Origin of the sequence: Jeotgalibacillus soli (genome assembly GCF_000829435.1) — a bacterium.
Classification (GTDB): Bacteria; Bacillota; Bacilli; order Bacillales; family Jeotgalibacillaceae; genus Jeotgalibacillus; species Jeotgalibacillus soli.
In genome coordinates this window covers 712,303-735,672 of sequence record NZ_JXRP01000009.1, presented here as the reverse complement: position 1 = coordinate 735,672, position 23,370 = coordinate 712,303, and the positions used below count along the sequence as shown (strand labels likewise).

At 38.4% G+C, this 23,370-nt stretch carries 17 protein-coding genes; 5 read left to right on the top strand and 12 right to left on the bottom strand.

The features are described 5' to 3' along the window. Positions 1-335: 335 nt before the first annotated feature. Positions 336-1,178, bottom strand: a complete 843-nt coding sequence (locus tag KP78_RS06460; RefSeq protein WP_041087192.1) for a DegV family protein — start codon at positions 1,176-1,178, stop codon at positions 336-338. Between the two features lie 219 nt (positions 1,179-1,397). Then, positions 1,398-1,934 (bottom strand): transposase, encoded by a 537-nt coding sequence (locus KP78_RS06455; RefSeq protein WP_041087190.1) that lies wholly within the window; start codon positions 1,932-1,934, stop codon positions 1,398-1,400. A gap of 308 nt (positions 1,935-2,242) precedes the next feature. On the opposite strand from KP78_RS06455, the gene treP reads away from it, so the two are divergent. After that, a complete protein-coding gene (gene treP, locus KP78_RS06450; RefSeq protein WP_041087188.1) occupies positions 2,243-3,676 on the top strand; it encodes a PTS system trehalose-specific EIIBC component in 1,434 nt (477 codons plus the stop codon). A gap of 142 nt (positions 3,677-3,818) precedes the next feature. Beyond that, the gene (gene treC / locus KP78_RS06445; RefSeq protein ID WP_041087186.1) at positions 3,819-5,507 is read left to right on the top strand and encodes an alpha,alpha-phosphotrehalase; all 1,689 of its coding nucleotides are present in this window, start codon (positions 3,819-3,821) and stop codon (positions 5,505-5,507) included. 125 nt (positions 5,508-5,632) lie between these two features. Here treC and KP78_RS06440 read toward each other — a convergent pair whose 3' ends face one another. Continuing rightward, a complete protein-coding gene (locus KP78_RS06440; RefSeq protein ID WP_052474647.1) occupies positions 5,633-6,238 on the bottom strand; it encodes a Cif family virulence factor in 606 nt (201 codons plus the stop codon). Between the two features lie 120 nt (positions 6,239-6,358). On the opposite strand from KP78_RS06440, the gene treR reads away from it, so the two are divergent. Continuing rightward, positions 6,359-7,078 (top strand): trehalose operon repressor, encoded by a 720-nt coding sequence (treR, locus tag KP78_RS06435; protein WP_041087184.1) that lies wholly within the window; start codon positions 6,359-6,361, stop codon positions 7,076-7,078. A 276-nt stretch (positions 7,079-7,354) separates the two neighbouring features. Here the strand turns inward: treR and KP78_RS06430 are convergent, their stop codons facing one another. Next, on the bottom strand, positions 7,355-8,029 hold the full coding sequence (locus KP78_RS06430) for a response regulator (protein ID WP_041087182.1): 675 nt from the start codon (positions 8,027-8,029) through the stop codon (positions 7,355-7,357). A 31-nt stretch (positions 8,030-8,060) separates the two neighbouring features. After that, the gene (locus KP78_RS06425) at positions 8,061-9,200 is read right to left on the bottom strand and encodes a sensor histidine kinase (RefSeq protein ID WP_200889209.1); all 1,140 of its coding nucleotides are present in this window, start codon (positions 9,198-9,200) and stop codon (positions 8,061-8,063) included. Positions 9,201-9,537: 337 nt separating this feature from the next. Here KP78_RS06425 and KP78_RS06420 point away from each other — a divergent pair, with 337 nt between their 5' ends. Both KP78_RS06420 and KP78_RS06415 read left to right on the top strand, forming a co-directional pair. After that, a complete protein-coding gene (locus KP78_RS06420) occupies positions 9,538-10,179 on the top strand; it encodes a YigZ family protein (protein ID WP_041087180.1) in 642 nt (213 codons plus the stop codon). 161 nt (positions 10,180-10,340) lie between these two features. Next, positions 10,341-11,423, top strand: coding sequence for an LCP family protein (locus KP78_RS06415; protein WP_041087178.1), 1,083 nt, complete (start codon positions 10,341-10,343; stop codon positions 11,421-11,423). Positions 11,424-11,972: 549 nt separating this feature from the next. Here the strand turns inward: KP78_RS06415 and KP78_RS06410 are convergent. From KP78_RS06410 to murJ, 7 genes are all read right to left on the bottom strand, one after another. After that, positions 11,973-13,016 carry a glycosyltransferase family 4 protein gene (locus KP78_RS06410; RefSeq protein WP_041087176.1) on the bottom strand — a complete coding sequence of 348 codons (1,044 nt, stop codon included), beginning with the start codon at positions 13,014-13,016 and terminating at the stop codon, positions 11,973-11,975. 198 nt (positions 13,017-13,214) lie between these two features. After that, the gene (locus KP78_RS06405) at positions 13,215-14,321 is read right to left on the bottom strand and encodes a glycosyltransferase (RefSeq protein ID WP_041087174.1); all 1,107 of its coding nucleotides are present in this window, start codon (positions 14,319-14,321) and stop codon (positions 13,215-13,217) included. A gap of 1 nt (position 14,322) precedes the next feature. Next, the gene (locus tag KP78_RS06400) at positions 14,323-15,051 is read right to left on the bottom strand and encodes a WecB/TagA/CpsF family glycosyltransferase (RefSeq protein ID WP_041087171.1); all 729 of its coding nucleotides are present in this window, start codon (positions 15,049-15,051) and stop codon (positions 14,323-14,325) included. 61 nt (positions 15,052-15,112) lie between these two features. Then, positions 15,113-16,387, bottom strand: a complete 1,275-nt coding sequence (locus tag KP78_RS06395; RefSeq protein ID WP_041087169.1) for a nucleotide sugar dehydrogenase — start codon at positions 16,385-16,387, stop codon at positions 15,113-15,115. Positions 16,388-16,859: 472 nt separating this feature from the next. Then, positions 16,860-19,304, bottom strand: a complete 2,445-nt coding sequence (locus KP78_RS18535) for a cell wall-binding repeat-containing protein (protein ID WP_052474646.1) — start codon at positions 19,302-19,304, stop codon at positions 16,860-16,862. 227 nt (positions 19,305-19,531) lie between these two features. Next, complete coding sequence (locus KP78_RS06385; RefSeq protein ID WP_162835576.1) at positions 19,532-20,881, bottom strand: O-antigen ligase family protein; 1,350 nt, start codon at positions 20,879-20,881, stop codon at positions 19,532-19,534. 596 nt (positions 20,882-21,477) lie between these two features. Beyond that, positions 21,478-22,992 carry a murein biosynthesis integral membrane protein MurJ gene (murJ, locus tag KP78_RS06380; RefSeq protein WP_041087166.1) on the bottom strand — a complete coding sequence of 505 codons (1,515 nt, stop codon included), beginning with the start codon at positions 22,990-22,992 and terminating at the stop codon, positions 21,478-21,480. Between the last annotated feature and the right edge of the window lie 378 nt (positions 22,993-23,370).

Genomic DNA, 23,370 nt, shown 5'->3' with positions numbered 1-23,370 from the left:
AGAAGGTTCATAGGTAATAAAGCCAGCGAGGTGATGTTGGTGAATGACGTCCAGTGGATAAAGCGTGGTCACTTCGTCTAAAAGAAGCTGGCGGCCGCTGAGAAGCGATCGCAGTGATTCAGAAAATGGAAAATCTATATTAAGCGGAGGTAATTCTCTAGTTTCCGAGATTCGGGTAAGACGGTGATTTTCATGAGCAAAATCTTGCGGGATCCAATACGGGGATTGATCGACAAATCGCATAGGCGACCTCCTTTTATGGGTGGGTGTGGGGCATAGTAAGAGGAGAAGAAAGGAGAATAGATTAGCTCCACCCTCTTCATCCTAATTGTTGATTATTTTTTCATCCAGCCAAGCCCCATGGAGCCTTCTCCTAAATGGGTGCCAATTACTGGACCAAAGTAGCTTACTCTAAACGTTACATTTGGCAGCTGCTCCTCGATCTCCCGTTTCCATTCAAGCGCCTCTTTTTCACGGTTTGCATGGATAATCACCGCTTGCAGCTCGTCATATTTTTTCGCATCCTCAGAGAGCAAGTCTACGATTCTTTTCATTGCTTTTTTTCGCGTGCGAATTTTTTCAAAAGGAACAATTTTTGTGTCAACAAAATGCAGCAGAGGCTTCACCTGAAGCAAACTTCCAATAATCGCCTGAGCACTGGATAGCCGGCCGCCTCTCTGAAGGTGCGAAAGATCATCAACCATAAAATAAGCGCGCGCCGTTTTCTTTAACTCTTCTAAATGGGCGAGGATGACCTCTGCAGCACTACCCTTTTGAGCCATTTTGGCTGCCTCAATGACAAACATCCCCTGAACCATACAGGAAACCTCTGTATCAAATGGATGAACGCGAATGCAATCAACCATTTCTCCTGCCTGCACTGACCCTGCAAAGGTGCCGCTAATTCCACTGGATAAGTGAATCGATACAACATCATCATACTCTGCAGAAAGCTGTTCAAAAAGCTCGGCAAACTGACCGACTGGCGGTTGAGATGTCGTCGGAAGCTCTTTCGCCTCACGCACTTCTTTATAAAACGCAATAGCCGTCAGATCAACTTCCTCCTGGTAGATCTCTCCACTCATAATAACGCTAAGCGGGATCATATGTATGTCCAATTTTTCTCGCAATTCTTTCGGTATATAGGCTGTACTATCCGTCACAATTGCCGTTCTCATTTAAACCATCCCTATCTGCTTTCATAATTTCCATCTTAATTAACTGGATATGTGATCAACAAAAGGCCAGACCAGCCCTTCTCGTATATGTAAATACTATCCTTTTCATTTTATCCGATACCCTGTCCTTTTGCATCATCTTTTTGGGGGGCAAACGCTTTTGTATGTTAAAGGGGTCAGACCCCTTTAGCGTACAAAAGTGTCTCATGATCCTTGATTTTAAAGGTTTTCATGCATAAATATTTCGTAGTGTGTTCTCTGCGAATGAGGAAATTGCTGTAATACGAGATTAGTGGAAATATTGTTGGGGTTATTGGAAGTGAGGTAGGCGTTATAACTGCTCCATGGATAATCAGCTAGAGTAAAACTAATATTAGCTTTCATGGGGTTTTGATGGATGTAGCGGCAGGCATCTAGCAGATAAAAAGATCCTGTAACTAGTTTTGAATAAAATCTTCCTTGGAATACGTGCCCGATTTCTTGACGCCGCAAATTAAAATAGCGGGCATATTCCCCATTGAGCATTTTCATGACGGCTGAAGGAGAATCTTCTTTGTACTGGATAAGTAAGTGAACATGGTTATCCATCAAACAATAAGCAAGTAAGTCATAGGAATATACATTCTTCGTCTTTCTTAAGATGGCTAGGTACGTTCTGAAATCTCGACGGTCCCCAAAAAGCTTCATTCTTCGGTTACCACGCACTATAATGTGGTACACCCCATCTTTGATCCAAATTCTTGGCCCTCGCGCCAAACTGTCTCCCTCCTTTCTTTTATTTTTTTGTTCTCTGTGTAATTCTTTGTGAACGCGGTAATATCCTCTTTTTTTATGCTTTAATTTGCTAAAGGGGTCTGACCCCTTTAGCAAATTAAAGCATCTTTCTTCTTGACAACTTGTATATACAGGTATAAGATAACCTTTGTTAATGTAAGCGCATCACATTAGAAACGTTTTCATTCAAATTCCATGTCGGTATAACTTTACGTCAATAGGGAATGTGTTAAATACATGCAATTCTATTTTTGGAAATTAAATGAAAACGGTTACTGGAGGGAAACATAATGAGTGTGAACAAAGATGAAGTTCGCAAAATAATTGAAGCAGTAGGTGGTCAAGAGAATATCGATACGGCTACACACTGTGTAACACGTCTGCGTTTTGTCCTGCACGACGACAATAAGGTAGACAAAAAGATGCTGGAGTCGATCGACGTTGTTAAAGGATCATTTGCTAATAGCGGCCAATTTCAGGTCGTGATTGGACAAGGTCTTGTTGATAAAGTGTATAAAGTGTTGGCAGAAGAAACAGGGATTCAAGAAGTTTCTAAGGATGATGTTAAAAATGCGGCATCGAAGAAGATGAATCCTATCCAGCGCGCCGTAAAATTGCTTGCAGATATTTTCATTCCATTATTGCCTGCAATCGTTACGGCTGGTTTACTGCTAGGTTTAAACAATGTTCTAACAGCTCCAGATTTATTTGGTCCTGATCCATTAATTGTCATGTATCCACAATGGGCTGATTTGGCAGAAGTTATTAATATCATTGCCAGTGCCGCCTTTGCTTTTTTACCAGCACTCATAGGTTGGTCGGCAGTTAAGCGTTTTGGCGGAAGCCCGTTAATGGGAATTGTACTCGGTCTTGTATTAGTTCACCCAGGTCTTTTAAGTGCATATGCTTATCCAGCTGCGCTTGAAGAAGGCACAGTTCCAACATGGAATTTATTTGGATTAACGGTTGAATCCATTGGCTACCAAGGTCAAGTATTACCGGTATTGTTCGCTGCTTATCTTTATGCAACGATTGAGAAATTCTTAAATAAGCGTGTTCACGACACTATTAAATTATTGGTTGTTGCACCTGTTTCATTGCTTGTTACTGGTTTTGCTGCGTTTATCGTAATTGGACCGCTTACTTTTGCGGTAGGAAGTACGATTACAGACGGCGTTATTTGGGTCTTTAACAACTTTGGATGGCTTGGAGGATTAATCTACGGAGGATTTTACGCAATACTTGTTATTACAGGAATGCACCACACGTTCCTTCCAGTAGATCTTCAACTGATTTCTGATCAAGGCGGTACATTCCTATGGCCAATCCTTGCATTATCTAATATTGCTCAAGGATCAGCAGCGTTCGCCATTTTCGCGCTAACATTCTTCGCGAAAGAGAAAGATGAAAAACTGAGCGGACTTGCAAGCTCCTCCGGGATCTCCGCATGGCTCGGTATTACTGAACCTGCTATGTTTGGGGTTAACCTGCGCTACCGCTTCCCATTCATCAGTGCATTGATTGGTTCTGCAATTGGCGGTATCCTGCTTGGCTCAAATTTTGTCCTTGCAAACTCAATCGGTATCGGCGGTATACCCGGCATTATCTCGATCCAAAGCTCCTTCTGGGCAGTATTTGGAATCGGTATGGCAATCGTAATTGTCGTGCCATTTACATTAACATTGCTTTACGGCTTACTCGTTAAAAAAGGAAAACTAGACTAATAATCGCAACAGGCGTTCGCTGGACATCGTGAATGCCTTGTTGCATATAGGCGCTTTAGTTCGTTGAAGGGGTCAGACCCCTTCAACGAACTAAAGCAACATTTGTTTACAGAAGAAAATTCTTATATAGGAAGTGATCATAGTGGAGCAGGTTTGGTGGAAGAAGGCTGTTGTGTATCAAATTTATCCGAAGAGTTTTAATGATACGACTGGGAATGGTGTTGGTGATTTAAACGGGATTACAGAAAAGCTTGATTATTTAAAGCAGCTGGGTGTTGATGTGGTTTGGTTAACACCGCCGTATAAATCCCCTCAAAACGATAATGGCTATGATATCAGCGATTATTTTGCCATTCATGAAGAGTACGGTACAATGGATGACTTTGATCGTATGCTGGCAGAGGCACACAAGCGCGATATTAGAATCATCATGGATATCGTTGTAAATCATACCTCCACAGAGCATGAATGGTTTGTGGAATCCCGCAAATCCAAAGATAATAAATACCGTGATTTTTATATTTGGAAAGATCCTAATCCAGATGGATCAGCTCCGACAAACTGGGAATCTAAATTCGGCGGAAATGCTTGGCAGTTTGATGAAGCAACTGGTCAATATTATCTTCATCTTTTCGATGTCACACAGGCTGATCTAAACTGGGAAAACGAAACGGTTCGCCGCGAAATATACGAGATGATGAATTATTGGGCAGAAAAAGGCGTTGATGGCTTCCGTTTAGACGTTATTAATCTTATCTCAAAAAATCAGGATTTCCCTGACGACGACGGCTCTGTTGCTCCTGGAGACGGAAGGAAGTTTTATACAGACGGGCCTAAGGTGCATGAATATATGCATGAGATGAATCGTGAGGTTTTCTCAAAGCACGATATGCTAACGGTTGGTGAAATGTCTTCTACTACAATTGACCACTGCATTAAATACTCGAATCCAGCACGACAAGAATTAAGCATGACGTTTAACTTCCATCACTTGAAGGTTGACTATCCTAACGGAGAAAAGTGGTCAGTTGCAGATTTCGATTTCCAGCAGCTAAAGGATATTTTAACAAAATGGCAAGTTGGTATGCATGAAGGCGGAGGCTGGAATGCTTTGTTCTGGTGCAATCACGATCAGCCTCGCATTGTTTCCCGCTATGGCAATGATGGCAAATATCATAACGAGTCAGCGAAAATGCTTGCAACAACCATTCATATGATGCAAGGCACGCCTTATATTTATCAAGGTGAAGAAATCGGGATGACAAATCCTAAATTTACTTCAATCGATGAATATCGAGACGTTGAGTCGCTAAATATGTATAATATACTTCTTGAAAAAGGAACATCAGAAGCGGAAGTTTTAGAGATCCTTCGTCACAAATCCCGTGACAATTCACGTACGCCTGTACAATGGAATCAAGAAGAGAATGCCGGCTTCACAACTGGCACTCCATGGATTCCTGTGGCTAAAAACTATAAGCAATTCAATGTTGAATCAGCATTAGAGGATAAAAATTCGGTGTTCTATCATTATCAAAAACTGATTGAACTGCGCAAAAAATATGATGTTATTACAGATGGCAACTATGAGCTACTGCTTGAAAATGACCCATCATTGTTTGTCTATACACGAAACACAGAAAAAGAATCACTGCTTGTATTAAACAACTTCTATGAGCGCGAAGTAACATTTACCCTTTCAAAAGAAGCCGCAAAAGCTTTCGAAGGGCGCAAAAGCAATGTTTTAATAAAAAACTACGATGACGTGAATGGAACAGCTTACAGCTACACGCTGCGTCCATTTGAGTCCATTGTGTTTCATTTAAGCTAAAATGAAGACCAGCCTCTCCATAAGCTGCACCTTAATTCTTAGACAATGTGCGCAGTTTAGAGAGGCTGGTTTTTTTGTATGAAAAGAGCGCCCTGTTTTCACAAAACAAGGCGATCTCCACTATCCTACTCTTCCGCCATAAAGAAGATTGAGTCGATTTTCCATTCTTCATCTTCAAGTTTAAATAGTGTAATTTGGCGGCCCGAGCGAGTAATTTCAGTTTTCGTGCTAGGATCGATGGTTGTGACGACAAGGTCTGCATAAACCTGTGCAGTATCATCTCCATAGTCAATGATTGTTTGAAGCTCGACTTCACGGTTTACGTCAAAGGTTTCAAACACCTCAGCCACGGCCTCTCGTTCCTCCTCAAGCGTAAAGTTTGAAGGATTCTCAGAAAGCGTGGACATATAACCATCTAAATCCTCACGATTAAATGTGTCGATATAATGGTTAAACACTTCAAAAACAGCATTTTCTACATCAGCCGGCACATTTGATGCTTCCTGTACTTCACCGTCTTCATCTAATTCAAAGCCAACACCGGATTCTCCGTTATCATCCAATTCTAGCTCATTGGAAGATGAGGCATGAGTGTCAATGCTTTGACCAGTTTGTCCATCCTCTGTGGACCCGTTATTTTGTACTGGTTCATCGCTGCTGCAGCCAGCTATAATCAAAGCGAGTATACCGGTGCTCAGCCCCATCATAATTTTCTTTATTTTAAGAGTCATTTCGAACCGTCCTTTCTCTTTCAATATCACGACTGTCTCGTGCTTAAAAAGCAGATCGCCCTTCAAATCACCCCTGCGATCATATCCCCCATTATGATACAATAATCTAGGGTGATCAATATGACAACAACCAACAAATATATGAACATTTTTCAGGAGCTGGCAAATGAAATTGAAAAAGGCGTTTATGAACCACATTCGCTGCTTCCTTCTGAACATGATCTATGCGATCGCTTTAATACCTCAAGAGAGACCATCCGAAAAGCACTGACTCTTCTTTCACAAAACGGATTTATCCAAAAAATGCAGGGAAAAGGATCTCTTGTATTGGATGTTAGTAAAATGAACTTTCCTGTTTCAGGTCTCGTTAGTTTTAAAGAGCTGCAGCAGTCGCTAGGCCGTAATATTACAACCACGGTACATAAGCTTGAGCTTATAGAAACATCTTCCTGGTTCTCTTCTAAGCTTGACAGCCCTCCAGACTCCCTCGTTTGGGAAATCGTTCGTTCACGTAACATTCAAGGAGAACGAGTCATTCTTGATAAAGACTGGATCCTTCAGGAGCGTGTACAATCACTCACAGAGGAAGTTTGCAAGGACTCAATCTATGCGTATTTAGAACAAGAGCTTGGTCTTGCGATTAGCTATGCAAAAAAAGAAATTACCGTAGAGCCTGCTACAAAAGAAGATCGTGCTTTACTTGATTTAGATGGATACAGTCACATCGTCTTAGTGAAAAATTTCGTACACCTAGAAGACACGACACTTTTCCAGTACACAGAATCACGTCATAGACTGGATAAGTTTCGTTTTGTCGATTTTGCTAGGAGACGTAAATAATCAGTCTTGAGCGTACATTAGAATATTCTTGCAGCTGCGCCTCCTCTTCCATCGCAGAAGAGGTTTTACTTTTCTCAGGAATGGTCGATGATTCAGCCGTTAAAAGGAAATAATCATTATTCTAAAGGAAACCAAATTGATTTCACTGATTCAAAACAAAACCCACCTCAGACTTATGGTCAAACATGGGCTTTTATAAAAATTCCCATGCTATTTCCATAAGCTTGAAGTGGGGCGTAATTGCTGCCTAAAGATTCTAGTTGTCATAGTACCTTATTATCGAACCTCTACCCATCCATTTTTAATAGCCGTAACAACTGCTTGTGTCCGATCATTTACATTCATTTTTTGTAAAATATTACTTACATGGTTTTTTACCGTTTTTTCAGAAATATAAAGTCCTTCTCCGATTCCTCGATTACTCTTTCCATCAGCAAGCATTTGAAGAACCTCACACTCACGTTTTGTAAGCAAATGAAGCGGTCTGCGAACTTCAACCTGCTGGAAATTACCTGTAAATTCAGCTTCAGCTAAACGACGGAATTCATTCACTAGATTTGTGGTTACCTTGGGATGCAAGTAGGAACCGCCTTCTGCTACTACTTTAATGGCATCGATTAATGCATCGGCGTCCATTTCCTTGAGCATATAGCCGAGAGCACCTGATTTCAATGCATGTGAAACATAGTTTTCATCATCATGAATAGATAGAATGATAATTTTGGCATCACTATGTGTTTCAATTAGCTTTGCTGTTGCGTCAACACCATTCATTTCTGGCATGTTAATATCCATAAGAATTACATCTGGCTTGTATTGTTCATATAGCCCAACAGCTTGACTTCCATCGTCTCCTTCAGCCACTACTTCAAATGAATCCTCAAAATCTAATATACGCTTAACACCTTCTCGAAACAGCTGGTGATCATCAATAATTATAATTTTTGTCATTTACATTTCCTCCTTGAACATATGAGATTCGTCATATTAACGGTATTTGGATCATTACAACAGTACCGGAGCCTTTTTTAGAATCAATGGATATTTGACCATCTAGCAGCTCCGCTCTTTCTCTCATGCCGATCAAGCCAAAAGATCCTTCTTTTTGTAGGCTCGTATCGAAACCTTTGCCGTTGTCTCTAATCACGGCAACAATTCGATCACGCCTTGATTCAAATTTGACTTGAATTTCGCTTGCCTGTGCATGCTTCAAAGCATTTTGAACAGATTCTTGTATTAATCGAAAGAGAGCAACTTCATATCTTCCGTTTAAGCGGCGTTCTTCTCCAATCTGGGTAAATACTATTGTAGTCCCCTTATTATACTCTTCGATCGTACTTAAGTATTTTCTGAGGGTAGGAATCAAACCAAGGTCATCCAGTGCCATCGGACGAAGGTCGTAGATAATTCGGCGAACCTCTGATAAGGCAGAACGAACCATCTTTTTTAGGCTTCTGATTTCTATCATTGCCTGATCTGCTCCCTTATCCTTAAATACACGTTCGATAAGGTCGGACCGCATCAATACATTAGCCATCATTTGAGCTGGACCATCATGTATTTCCCGGGAAAGTCTCTTTCGTTCTTCCTCTTGAGCCTCAATAATCTGAATTCCAAATTCATGTTTCTTCTTTGCGTCTTCAAGGGCAGCGCCCATTTGTTTCAAATCACTCGTTAAATACGTTAATACTACTGATATTTGAGTTACGAGATTTTCAGCGCGATCAATAGTTTCCAGCATACTTCGCAATCTTCGTTCAAGGTCATCTCTTCTATCACGAAGTTGTTTTTCTTCCTGGCGATTAATTGAGAGATTCATCTGGAGATCGTGAGCCGCTTCATAAGCCTGACGGACCTGTTCTTCCGAGAAACTTTTAAAATGGTGACTAACTTCAGCGAGTCGTTTGCGAGCGAAGCGGCATCGACGTTCAAGGTCATCGCCTTCATAGATGACTTTAGTGATTTTCTCCCTGATTTGAGATAGTTCTTCAGCAAGATCCTCATAGTCTTTGCGCGTTCTCTCACCAATTTCAAAAATTTCCGTCTTACTTTGATCCACCGTATCGATCATTTTACCCAAGATGATATCTAACATATGGGCATCTATCCTATTTACGGACACTATCCAGACTCCTTCCTCTAATTGTTTATCTTTACAAAAAATTATACTGTTAAACCTGTAAAAAAGAAAGTTTTCTACGGTTTATGTTCGTACCACATTATCACTCGAATTTCGACAATAAAATTACTTTTCAAGAATAATATTTCCAACCATTTTAATAAATAATTGAATGTCCTTAATTATAACATCGTCATAAAGTCGCGATATTAAAGTTGCATTACAATTGGCACAAGCCAGGTTTCGTTTTCTTTTCAGAGTCTCTTGTCATGACTTTCACTCATCACTATTGTTATAATAATGTAACGTACGTTTTTTAACTGACAAGGAGCGATGTTTTATGTTACCTCAATACTACACCGTTAGCCCTTATGGGGAAAAAGAAATAGTCATTCAAAAATCACGCTTCATTGCACACGTTAAACGTGTCGAAACAGAAGAGGAAGCGCTAGAATTCATTCAATCCATTAAAAAACAGCATTGGAATGCCACGCATAACTGCTCCGCGTATATGATTGGTGAACAAAATCATATCCAAAAAGCCAATGATGATGGCGAACCTACTGGAACAGCCGGAGTTCCTATGCTTGAAGTACTAAAAAAAAGAAACCTTAAGGATACAGCTGTAGTCGTAACTCGCTATTTCGGTGGTATAAAGCTTGGTGGCGGGGGATTAATACGTGCTTACGGCAAAGCGGCTACAGAAGGGATAAATGCGACAGGTGTTGTTGAACGGCGTCTCAATCGCATCATGAAAACAACCATTGACTATACATGGCTTGGTAAAATTGAAAATGAACTGCGATCATCCGTCTATCCTATTAAAGAGATTCACTATTTAGATTCCGTCACCATCGAATCATTTGTCGAAGAAGATCAAATTGAAGCCTTCTCCTCATGGATGACGGAAATGACGAATGGCCAGGCAGTGATTGAAACAGGTACAGCCCTTTATCAGGAGAAAAAAGTTCCTCATAATTGACTTCGCATTGTAATTTCTTATTCTTTCCATTTTTGCACTTTGACTCTTTATTGTAATGTTTTTAACATTTTACTCACGGGTATTTACATAGTACAATGTAACTTAGTGTAATTTTATAGTTTACTATTAAACATCCCTTTATTAAAGGAGAAGGACTAAAAATGGAGAGAAAATATCATAGAAAATTAGCTGGTCGTAGAAAGGTACGCAAGCGGGTTTTGCTATTTTTAGTACTTCCGCTTTTTTTACTAGCAACCTCAGCGACGGTGTACGCAGCGTATTTATATAATCAGGCTCAGAGTGCTGTGAATGGTTCTTACGATGCCCTTGACCGTGATCAGTCAGATAAACGCGATGAAATTGTAAACCCTGATTTTGATAATATCTCGATTTTATTTATAGGGATTGATGCAAGCGACAAAAGGGAAGGCAACGGAGTGACCTCTGAGAATAGCCGAACAGATGCTATGGTTCTCGCTACACTTAATAATAATGACAAGTCCGTTAAGCTAGTAAGTATCCCACGTGATACTTATACGTACATCCCTGAAGTTGGTTATGAAGATAAAATCAATCATGCCCATGCCTTCGGTGGCCCTCAGGCATCCATGGAAGCGGTCGAAGAGCTTTTAGATATCCCGGTAGACTATTACGTTCGATTGAATTTTAACGCATTCATTGATATTGTTGACTCTCTAAATGGAGTTAAAGTCGATGTACCTTATGAGCTCTCCGAACAGGATTCACAAGATAATAAAGATGCCATTCATTTAATGCCAGGTATCCAGACGCTAGATGGCGAAGAAGCACTAGCATTTGCTCGGACTCGACACTATGACAACGACATTGAAAGAGGCAAACGCCAAGTTGAAGTAATAGAAGCCATATTGGACAAATCGATCTCTGTATCATCTATCCATAAATATGGAGATGTCATTCAGTCAGTAGGTAAAAACCTAAGAACGAATTTAACTTTTAATGAAATGAGATCCTTTATTTCTTATGCTGCAAGTTCAGACTTAGACGTCCAATCGCTTTCTTTGGCTGGTGAAGAAACGTATATAGATGGAATATATTATTATTCACCTGACCAAATGGAGCTTTGGTCCCTTCAAGCCCGATTAAAGCAGCATATGGATCTGAAGACGGTTGATTCCTCTGATTATCAACAAGATCAGCTTCAGGATGGCTCAGTTCCTGAAAGCGAGTCACAGGAATCTGGTTCTGAATTAAATTTAAATTAAATCGTTTCTCTTTTTTAAAGATCCACAGTATTTCAATATGAAACTTGTGGATCTTTTTTATTTAACGACTATTATTGGTTAGCTTAACAGGATAAATGAAAAGTTTACGCTTTCTTTTTTAGAAACTAGCAGCCTCCCACGTTATGTATTAATTTCGGTCGCCACGCTTAATCAAAATCCTATCGTCATATGTTCAAATCCTTCTTTTATCCTTATTACTGTATCCCCTTTATGAACCATTTCCTAACGCATTATGCTATTAATGATTAAAAAAATTATGGCTCCGGGTTATACATTGCATCTAATCCTCAAAAGCTGTCCACACCACTCTGTTCATGGATCTCCTATATAAAAAAGACTGCTGGCAATAATGTTTTTCACGCTGCTGGCAGGCATAATGAGTAAAATCCAAATGATGAAATAACAATACAATTTCTCCTGCTTCGAGAGACAGCTTCACTGTTCATCTTAATATTTTTCCGCTTATAAAAAACCTGTGCGAAAAGGAAGATCCTTTTTTACACAGGTTTTTAGGAGAAATCTATTAATCTATTTTCTATCTCTCACCAGTCTGAGTAACGGTTTATAGTCTTTTCCTAATAAACCAATACTTTCTACAATAACTTCAATTGCAATCAGTACAACGATGATAATCAATACCGCACCTAATCGCGTTGATTGAGAAAAGATAAAGGCAGACATGCTGAACATAGCGGCAATTCCATAAATAATTAATACTGTTTCCTTATGGGAGAAACCGACTCTCAATAAGCAATGATGCAAATGTGATTTATCTGGTGCAGAAATAGGCTGTTTATTTAAAATCCTTCTCATAATGGCAAAAAAGGTATCGGATATTGGTACACCTAGAATCAAAATAGGTATCAAAAAAGATATAACCGTAACGTTTTTAAACCCAAGAAGTGCCAAAACGGATATCATGAATCCCAAGAACAGTGCTCCAGTATCACCCATGAAAATTTTTGCCGGATGAAAATTATACAGTAAAAAACCTAGTGTACTGGCTGCTAAGATGGATCCAAAAATAGCTACATATGTATCACCCATGATAATCGCCATTCCTGAAATGGTGATTAACGCAATCGAGGATACACCAGCCGCTAAACCGTCGAGACCATCAATTAAATTAATTGCATTCGTAATACCAACAATCCAGAGAAGTGTTAAAGGTACACTTAAGTATCCAAATTCTAGTACGCCTCCACTAAATGGAAGGTTAATATATTCAACTTGAATGCCGCCCCATAAAATCACAACTAAAGCTGCTAGTAACTGCCCTAAAAGCTTAAGCTTAGGCGATAATTGAAACCGATCATCTAATGCTCCGGTAATAATAATAATGGTTGCCCCAACGATAATGGGCCATGTACTATCTCCTGCAGGCTGAATAATCAATATACCTATAAGAAAACTTAAATATATCGCTAATCCTCCCATACGAGGCATGATTGTTTTATGAACTTTTCGGTGATCTGGAGTATCTGTAGCACCAATTGCAATCGAAAATTTCTTTACAAGTGGTGTTAAAAGTATCGATAAAAGAAAAACCACTATCAAGGCTACATATAGCATGCGTTCCCTCCTTCATAAAACGAATTGCCTTAAGGACAATGTTTAGATTATATACTATTGAATGCAGGCGAAACGATACGCCTTGTATATTATACCATGATTCAGAACAAATGAAACATTTCTCTATAGCTATTCTCATTCAAAGCATGTATTGAATTTGATGTCTATATACTTTGACGAATGATTTTGAGATAAGTTTCACTCTGCATAAATTTTATTATATTCCTTCGCAATTGATTCTTGGAGGTGCTGTAAGGAAAAATGGCTTTCAGCATATTTTTTTAAATGCTTGCCCTTCACACTTAGCTCTCCAGTGACCTTTTCTTGATTTGCCTGTATCAGCGCATTACTCAAAGCAGCTGCATCCTCAACCGGTATGACCCAGCCATAGGATGAATCAGGAATCAACTGGCGAACTCCCCCAACATCTGTTGTTATAATCGGTGTACCTTCTCGAGCCGATTCTAACAAGACGAGTGGGAAGCTTTCGCTTTTTGATGTTAATAATGACACATCTGATATAGAAAATATTTCTCCAATATCGGTTCGAAATCCAAGAAAACGAATTTGGTCTTGGATCCCTAATTGACGTGCTTCCTGTTCAAGAGAATCCTTTAGATCCCCTTCTCCTACTATGAGAACAGTCACTTTTATTTGTTTCTTTACATCAGCTATCGCTTTAAATAAGGTCAAATGTCCCTTCACGGGATGAAGACGCGCCACGATCGCTGCAACAAAATCGTCCTCACCTAATGAAAAATCCTTACGACTAGGTGATGTTGTTACTTTCCCCTGATCAAAAGAAATCCCATTGTAAATTGTAACAATTTTGTTGTCAGGTATACCATATTTTTTTACCATCGATTTAAATCGTTCAGATACAGCGAAAATCTTATCCGTTTTTGCCAATGACCATTTGTTAAGCTTAGCAAAAATAGTACTCATTTTTTTATTGTGCATAAAATCCAAATCAGGGTCACTATGAACAGTCACGACCCATTTAAACGATGATGTTAATTTTATCAATCGAATAAACAGATTTGCACGAGCCCCGTGGCTATGAACAATGTCAATGTTGTTTTTGGCAATAAATGACCGTATATTGGATAGCAAAGATAAATCATATCGGTTTTTTTGACTAAAAAGAGTGACGTTTATCCCTTTTGCCAGCGCTTCTTCATATAGCTTCCCCTTTTGAAAAACAGCCAGCATCATGTCATGACTTGAGCTGCTTTCAAATAACGATAAGACATGGTTTTTTGATCCCCCAGTTTCGCCCCCGCTAATAACATGTAAGATTTTCATATTAAGCGTTCCTTTTCTTTTGCTTAAGGATTAAGAGCAAAAAGCGTGGAAGTGCGAGCTGGCGCTTTAAACGCGATGGCTGACTGATGAGACGGTACAGCCATTCCAGACCTAATTTTCGGAAAAAGATTGGCGCTCTTTTTACATTACCGCTGAAAACATCAAAGCTGCCGCCAACTCCTTGATAAATCGCAGGTGAAAGTTTGTCCATATTTCTTTCAATAAATAGCTCTTGTCTTGGGCTGCCCAAAGCAACGAAAACAATGTCTGCATTTGCCTCATTGATACGATCAATGATTACACTGTCATCTTTTTCATACCCATTTAAATAGCCTGCGACTTGAATTTCAGGATGAAGCTGTTTAATTTTTCCAATGGCTTTTACAACCGTTTCTTCTTTTGCTCCATAGAAGAAAACCCGATATTGCTTTTCGCTTGCACGCTGCAATAAATTCTCCATCATACCAACGCCGGTAATACGCCAGCGTATGGACCCGCCTAATAGTTTTGACGCAATAGAAACCCCCACACCATCAGGAATCTGATAAGCGGAGTCATTAAGGAGCTTAGAAAGCTCGGGATCTTTTTGAGCCATCATGATCTTTTCAGGATTAATGGCCACGATTCGCCCTTTGTCTTTATTCTCAATACGACGATCTATATCTTCAAGTAACGTCTCTATCGGTAATGCCGTTACGTTCACGCCTAAAATTTCCTCTTTCAGATTCATACCGTCCTACCTCTCTGCAACTCATAACCGCTGCCTGCTTAAGGCATAATAATGAAATGCATTATACGTTCTTAGAATCACCTAATTTATACACTTTAAAGCCTCCATGTTCCCATGATGAACGATCGATACAGTTTTTCGTATCAAGTATCATTGGCGTTGAAGGTAAATGTTGAATGGTTTTTGCATCTAAATCCTTAAAAATTTGATGATCCGTTAAAATAAGAATAAGATCTGTAGCTGAAATAGCAGCTTCTAACGAATCTACTTGTTCTGGGAAGGACATTTTGTTGTTATGCGGATCAAATGCAGTAAACGAAATATTTTCTTCTCTTAGGTGACGAATAACTTCCATTGATGGACTTTCACGAATATCATCTATATTTGCTTTGAAAGCAAGCCCTAATACGGCAACCTTTCCGTTTTGAACACCATTTTCTTTTAGTACAGCTTTAACTCGACCAACCGTGTAAGAAGGCATCGAATCATTTGTGTTGCGAGCTAAATGAATGATTTGGGCCAGTTCCGGTTGTTTTTCTACCAAGAACCACGGATCTACAGCAATACAATGTCCGCCTACTCCTGGTCCAGGAAGGTGAATATTTACACGTGGATGGAAATTGGCAAAGTGAATGGCTTCCCATACGTTCACACCTATTTGGTCACTAATTTTCGCCAGCTCATTCGCAAACGCAATATTTATATCTCGATACGTATTTTCAATTACCTTTACTAGCTCGGCAGTAGTGGCATCCGTAACGTGAATGGTTCCTTTAACAAAAGTTTTGTAAAGTTCTACCGTCATTTCTGAAGAAACAGAATTAATTCCTCCTACAATGCGGTCATTTTCAACCAGTTCAGTGAATACTTTACCTGGAATTACACGTTCAGGAGAATGGGAGACGAATAATTCATCGCCAATTTGGAAGCCTGTTTTCTCTAGTACTGGAAGCATTACATCCTCTACAGTTCTTGGTGGCACCGTTGACTCCAAAATCACCAAGTTTCCTTTTCTTAGGAAAGGCACAATTGATTTTGTCGCTTCCTCAACATATTTTAAATTTGCAGATTTATCTTCGTTAATCGGAGATGGAACGGCAATGATAAAAACATCAGCTTCTTCAGGTGTTGTTGAAGCTGTAAATGTATTTTTATCAATTGCTGAATTAAGTAATTCCTTTAGCCCTGGCTCAATAATATGAACTTCACCTTTAGAGAGGCTAGAAATAACTGACTCATTTACATCTACACCATGGACTTTAAAACCGTTATTGGCAAACATGACTGAAGTTGGCAATCCAATATATCCCAAACCAATAATACATATCTTTTTCATAAAAAAATCTCCTTGTCTTTTCATATAAACCACTGTGAATTATACAGAAATTATAACTTTGTGTAAAACCTGATTGACTAACCCTATAAATATTCCAGAATCGTGTATTGCAGGATATCCTTGAACAAATTCAAAGCATAAGTCTCTTCTCATTGTTCCATAAGATACCCTGTTTTGTTTTAATAAATTCTTTTCTCTCTTATATAAGAATGCAGCAGGGCAAATCAGGATTTAGTACAGATTACTTTTAGATACCCGATATGATCAATTGTATGCATAAAGCAGAAATAGGCTCAAAAATTCTTCTTTTTTATCGATTTTGAACGCATCAAGTAAAACGATTTTACTTATCACTTTAAACAATCAAAGAATATTATAATATATCTAAGCCTTAAGATGTTATTACTTTTTATGATATTTTGATTACAAAAAATCCGAATGAAAGTATTTCATTCGGATTTTAATGAAAGTATTAATTTAAAACATTTTTTTCCAGACCTTGTCTTACCTGAGGCGTGATAACATTTTCAGAACCTAAATAGAAATAGGTTGGAATCGCATTTACACTGTTAAGATAAGTTGAAACCTGAGGTGGAATTGCTGTGCTTCTTGTAAGAATAATAGGCGAGTTGTATTTTGCTGCCATCGCTGATCCTGATAAAGCATCAACAATCTCATCACCACGTGCAAAGAAGACATGTGTTAATTCCTCATTTTGAGGGTAGTATTTTTTAGCAATCTCTACACTTGTTGCATATCGGTCACTTCCACTAACACGAATAACCTCAGCACCTAATCCTCTAAGCTCAGCCGCTACATTGTTTGAAACAGGACCAACCCCGCCAATGATTGTTACTTTCTTTACATTTTTGGCTTTAATAAACTGAACAACTTCAGCTGGCAGTTTATTAACATCTGTTAACAAAATCGGTATGGATTGAGATCCAGCGTAAGGTGCAATGGACAATGCATCTGGTGATTTTTCATTTCCAGTAGCCAAGAAAATTTCATTCACTGATGTTCCAGTAAATTCATTCGCCACGGATGAAGCTGTTTGATTACGATTAGCTCCATTCAGTCGTTTTACTGTCAGTCCCATTTGCGTGGTAAGATAGTTCTCAACATTTTTAGAGATTGCGCCTTCCCCGCCTAGCAAATAGACGGTTTGAGGCTTCAATCGAATAATTTCATTCATAACGGCCTCTGGCAAAGCATCTGTCATGGTCAATAGCAACGGCGAGTCAAGATGCGCTGCAAGCACGCTGCCTGTTAATGAATCAATCGGCAGATCTCCGCGTCCTAAAACGACTGCTTGTGGCTGCTCTCGCTGCCAGCCATGATTTGAAATGCTGACGCCAGTTTCATAACGTCGTAAACCAGCAAGTGAATAGGACTTAACACTCTTAGTTGGATCTAAGTAACTAGATGTGATATAACCAGTTTGTCCACTTGCCAATTTGACAGGAACAAATGTAAAGTGGTTATTCAATGAATTTGGGTATTGTGTTTGACCAGATAATACCGTTACTTGCGTCCCTTTTGGCACACTGTATAAGACAGTGTTTACATTGTTTATACTACGAACATTAACATTTACTTCATTTGTATAAGCTGTAACACCAGGTGTTAACTTCGCTTTCGTAGTAGTTAATGGAGCAGACGTACCATAAGAAGGATTTTCAAAGCGCAAAAGTGACGCCCCAAGAATATTCGTAGTGAGCTCATAAATTGGAAAAGGAGTCACTTTAATTAAGCCTAAATTTTCAATATGACTCATGATACGTGATTGATAGGCAGTAACTGGGTTAATGGTGGGGTCATTGCGTGATAGCATTCCGTTATAGGCCATTGCAGCAAAATACCAGTTATCAATCATTTCACGGTTGTTATTATTTAGTGATGGAATGAGCGGTTTGCCGTCTGAATGAATAGAATTTGAATAAAGCCATTTTGACTCCAAAATTTTTAATCCTTCAGAAATATTAAAACGAATATCTGTCTTAAGCTTCTCAATATATTGTTGTTTTGCCGGTCCTTCAGGCATTGAACGCCAGTCTGATACCTGCATAATTCCAATTCCAATGCAGTCGTATCCCAATTTAACGTTTGTACCATCCCATGCTAAAATATTTTTATTGACAGCTGCTCTCTCTGGCGTACATACACTTTCATAATGATTCACTGGAACAGATCCAGTATTCCAATATTGTGCCCAAGTAGCCTCCTGATAAGCAATAGCCTTTACAATTTCAGGAGGAATATTTAGTTTTACCGCTTCTTCTGTTAAAATACGATTAATTTCAGCTGGAGAAGGATTTGTCCCAACAACTGTTACCGGATTTGCAGATTGCAAAGACTTGCTGATTTCTTTTCCCGACGATGCAATGACATCCTTCTTGATTCCTTCTCCATATATGTATTGATCTACGGCGACTCTAGTTGGATCAACCACTGAATCACCCTCTGCGAAGATTGGATAAGTCATCTTTAACACATCCCCAGAAAGCTCAAACGTAGCACGCTCATACATTTCTGAAGAAAAAACTTGTTCTAATTGATCATTAACCTGTTGAAGCACTTCATAGTACAAAATATTCCCGGAACCGTCTAATCGGTACATAACGGTTACAAATGTATTCCCATTATGACTAGTCTCAAATAGAGCTTCAACCTTCCCAAAAGCTATTTCATTTGAGTATAGTTTTTCATCCTTAGAAGAGATTGATATAGTAGATTGTTCACTATTATCTACCTTTACTTCCCACTGATTTCCCAATTCTATAGAAGTTTCACCCATTGGAAAACTGGTAGTATTTTCATCAGCCAAGGCAGGGGCTGTCATAAACATCACAACTAATAATGGCAGCATCACTTGAAAAAAACGAGGGAAAAACGTTCTCCCATTGGAAAAGCCCATTTCAACACACTCCTTTTAAGCTACATAAAAAAATGGATACAAGGAATATCTTCCTTGTATCCATTTTACTTTATAGATAACTAATTTACTATATGATATTTTAATATGATAAAAATGGTTCTTTATACCCTTATCATTAGTTGAATATATTAATAAATATAATAGTAAATAGATTTTCGGAATAAAAGTATTATCATCTAATCCGTCGGGATCCAATCACAAATTTATTATGTGGTCTCTAAGTGATGATGCAAATACGTAATGGCTATGGCCAAATAGATGCTGACACCTGGTGAAGTGAACACATGGCCTGCAAAATGAGCAATGCCCAGTCCCAAGAAGATACTTGAAATGATTAATGCATTATGCGGAGTAAAAACCGCGGAAAATCTTTGCATTAATCGCTTAATCACGTTAAAACCAAAGTAAAGCATCGGTAAGAAGTATAGGATAGCACCTATTAGTCCCATGGAATAAAAAATATCAGAATAATCCATTTCAATCATTTTTGGCGTTTTTTCGAAATTACCGCCATACCCCATGCCAATTATTTTTTGGCCAACAGGGGCCTCAAGATAATATTGTTCGTATTGGTAAAGATATAAATCCCTGCTGCTGAGCATGATATTTTCAATCCTGCTTGTTTCAGGTTCATCCACTTCTTCTTCTTCTGGATCAATATTTTCCTGCTGCTCTTTTTCCTTGGTATCCAGCAGTTCTATGTGCGCGTACGTATTCTGAAAGACGGGTACGATTGGTGTAATAATTCCTAGTATAATAAGTAATACAGCTGTGAAAGCACCATTTACTTTTAATAATTTACGCTCACCTTTTTTCAAAAAGAACGAAATTAAAATACTTGCTAATCCAATCCCCAACGTAATGACAACCGCTCCGTAGCCTACCTTTGTTCCAATCATCAGTAGTGAGTAACCCCCAAGCATGAAGGGGATCCATAAATAAAGATGTTTTATTTCTTTTGTCATCATAATGGCAAAGTATAAAGTAATAGGTAAAATGATGGCTAAAAGCCCGCTTAACTCATTACCTGCAAAAAACCAGCCAGTAAAACCAGTTTTGGTGTATTCATAACTTTTCAAGCTGGTATTCGTCACTATTGAAATGAACATGACCATGCCTATAATACTTGTACTGATTACTATCCCTTGTATAAATCTCCTTTTAAGTTGGAGATCCTTTGAAAAATATTTAAACATAAATCCAAAGTTCAACAAGATAACGTTAAAATAACTAAGCTTCACTAAAAATTTGATTTCTTCTATTAAATAAAAATTTGGTTTTGAAAAATGATTTACAAGCAAATGAAAAAGCAGGAACGCTCCCCAAACAAGCAAATAAAGAGTAGCGTATTTGGCATATTTACTTTCTTTATAATTCACTATTAAGAATAGTGCGCTTAACACCATATATAATGTCCTTATTAGAACACCGACAGTGGCACTTGTCTCAAGTTGGGTTATGGTAAACGTGGTGAAAATATCTATTAGGGGTTGTAACGCAATGAAAAAGAAAAAAAGCAGCGTTATTTTATGGTTTTTATGCAAATTGAGTAACATGTTTTCATTCCTATCTATCAAGATCTGGTTAATCATCATAATGAAAGCTGGTACTAATCAAAACATCATTCCTAAAACAACGAAACTTTTCAGTACCTCATAAATAATAGCGAAGAAAGCACTTTGTTATCAATAAGAAATTTGATTTTTTTTCGAACATCTCATGAACTTCATAAATTTCCACTTATTTAAAAAAATTCATCACACGCTATGAATGAGAAGATTGGATGTATAATCATGAATTTTCCACTTCAAGTGATTTAACTATATATGAATTTACCTTAACAATACAATCCATTTTACCAAATGAACAGTCTTCTTTTCTCCCAATTATTATTCAGATCTAATATTACTTTCGTATACATCCATCGTCATCTATCTATATTTCCAGTTACAATCAAACATTGAAGAAGAAGACTCTATTGAAGACAAGGCGGAAATCACCGCCCTAATAAAGAATAATGATTTCAACAATATAAAATGCTTGCTATCTATAATAAATGATCGCTCTTTCTGTTGCCAAGATAACATGACTTTTTATTGCATTCCAGTGGAAGGTTCCACCACTATTTCTTATATCATCTCAATGATAATCTTTATTTTTTACGGTTTCTTAATTCATTCAAAATAAATGAAAAGCTGCTTATTTTCAAGATTTTGCTGAACAGAACAAATATAATCGCACCGAGTACGCCCGCAGCAATCATTTCGATCAGGGCTGAGGATGAACTTGTAACTGGTTTAACCAGGAATAATACGCCTAGCATGATAACTACCGCAGTCAATATTTTACTTAATTCCACAAGCATCGGTTTATAATTCATTCCGCCTATTAGCTTGACGAATATATAAAAGCTTGCAGCAAAGTAGAAGAATGCCATAACTGAAGAAGCCAGAGGTATTCCATTATAGCTTCCCATTATTTGAGTAAACACAAAATTGAGCAACACGTTAACAAGAATTGAAACCAATCCAACTGCTAAGATTAAACGGCCTTTTTGAAGCGCATAGAAGCCTTGATTTAATATCGCTTGAAGGCTGAAGAAAACGACAGATCCAACATAAAAATAGGCAACGACAGTTGTTGCCGATGTAGCACTTGCCGTAAAAGCACCTCGCTGGAATAAAAGCTCAATGATATTCGGCATCAGCCACATCATCCCCCCGATCGCAGGAAGAAGGAAAAAGGTCATCGTCATGATTCCGCGTTCAATCCCCTGCTTAAACAAAGCGGTATTATTTGTTGCTTGAGCACGGGATAGCATTGGGAAAATAATTGTACCAATTGTAACACCGATAATAGCTTGAGGGAAATGCACTAAATTTTTCGCATAAGTAATATAAGTCACAGCACCTTCTTGGAAATAGCTAGCAAATATACCATCGATAGCCAAATTAACTTGACCAACTGCAACTGTAATCGCAACTGGGATAAAAATAATATAGAAAGACTTAATTTCACTCCAGTCAAACTTCGCACGCAGTGTAAAGGTACCTTTTGGAACGAAGAAGATTAATTTTAATAATAGGGAAAGGAATGTTCCTAGTAGATAACCCCATGCAATCGCATAAACCCCGATCGTATCTGCAAAAAGAATGGTAGCCGCAATCGATGACAAAATGACAACTATTTGTGAAACAACAGAGAGTGCGAACTTATTCTGAGAATCAAAATACGCCTCCAGCACAGCGTTCATTCCTACGAATCCAATAGATCCAAAAAGAATGGCTGAAACCACGATCGCAATTTGGGTCCCTTCCTCGGTGAACCCACCGTAAACAACAGGAATATAGACGGGAGCTAATAATGCACCCGCAAGCGACACCAATACACTAAAAAAGAATGTACTTTTCATCACTTGAGAAAAATGATGCCGCTCTCGCTGTTTTTCAATCGCATTTATATAACTGGGAACAAAAGCACTTTTCATTCCAGTTATTAAAAACAGGATAAACATATTGGGTATAACAAAAGCAGCATTATAAACGTCTGCTCGAAAACTATCCCCAAAATAAAAAGCAACCAGCATATCTCGAATCAAACCTGACACTTTAAGAAATAACGAGGCAAGTATGAACAATATACTTGCCACTTTTAATTTTGACTTCACAATAACTACCTCTTCTTTCGATATAGAAATAATGTGTGCGGCACTTCCCTAAAACCAAAGCCATTGCTGCATTTTTTGGCATATCTTTTATTACAAGCTCTCATTAGTACATTATAAGTATTCCATATTCATGAAATTACAATATATTTTATAGATTCTTGTCAATTTGTAAAGCTTTTTAAAGTTCTCTTCCCAGAGCCAACAAATCTAACTGTGACATGCCCTTGTTCGCTCTTAATCGCTGCTAATTTCTTTGATCTTTTCCTTTTACAGGCTAAGTGCACGGATTTGTCATTGACTGAATTACGTTAAAAGCAGCGCATAAAAAATATCCTATTATAATGTAACATAAAAACATCCTTTCATTTATGACTGATG

Excerpts from the sequence above, each read along its gene's own strand:
- KP78_RS06460 (WP_041087192.1), bottom strand. The coding sequence starts at position 1,178 with ATGAGAACGGCAATTGTGACGGATAGTACAGCCTATATACCGAAAGAA.
- treP (WP_041087188.1), top strand. The coding sequence starts at position 2,243 with ATGAGTGTGAACAAAGATGAAGTTCGCAAAATAATTGAAGCAGTAGGT.
- KP78_RS06440 (WP_052474647.1), bottom strand. The coding sequence starts at position 6,238 with ATGACTCTTAAAATAAAGAAAATTATGATGGGGCTGAGCACCGGTATA.
- treR (WP_041087184.1), top strand. The coding sequence starts at position 6,359 with ATGACAACAACCAACAAATATATGAACATTTTTCAGGAGCTGGCAAAT.
- KP78_RS06430 (WP_041087182.1), bottom strand. The coding sequence starts at position 8,029 with ATGACAAAAATTATAATTATTGATGATCACCAGCTGTTTCGAGAAGGT.
- KP78_RS06420 (WP_041087180.1), top strand. The coding sequence starts at position 9,538 with ATGTTACCTCAATACTACACCGTTAGCCCTTATGGGGAAAAAGAAATA.
- KP78_RS06415 (WP_041087178.1), top strand. The coding sequence starts at position 10,341 with ATGGAGAGAAAATATCATAGAAAATTAGCTGGTCGTAGAAAGGTACGC.
- KP78_RS06410 (WP_041087176.1), bottom strand. The coding sequence starts at position 13,016 with ATGCTATATGTAGCCTTGATAGTGGTTTTTCTTTTATCGATACTTTTA.
- KP78_RS06405 (WP_041087174.1), bottom strand. The coding sequence starts at position 14,321 with ATGAAAATCTTACATGTTATTAGCGGGGGCGAAACTGGGGGATCAAAA.
- KP78_RS06400 (WP_041087171.1), bottom strand. The coding sequence starts at position 15,051 with ATGAATCTGAAAGAGGAAATTTTAGGCGTGAACGTAACGGCATTACCG.
- KP78_RS06395 (WP_041087169.1), bottom strand. The coding sequence starts at position 16,387 with ATGAAAAAGATATGTATTATTGGTTTGGGATATATTGGATTGCCAACT.
- KP78_RS18535 (WP_052474646.1), bottom strand. The coding sequence starts at position 19,304 with ATGGGCTTTTCCAATGGGAGAACGTTTTTCCCTCGTTTTTTTCAAGTG.
- KP78_RS06385 (WP_162835576.1), bottom strand. The coding sequence starts at position 20,881 with ATGTTACTCAATTTGCATAAAAACCATAAAATAACGCTGCTTTTTTTC.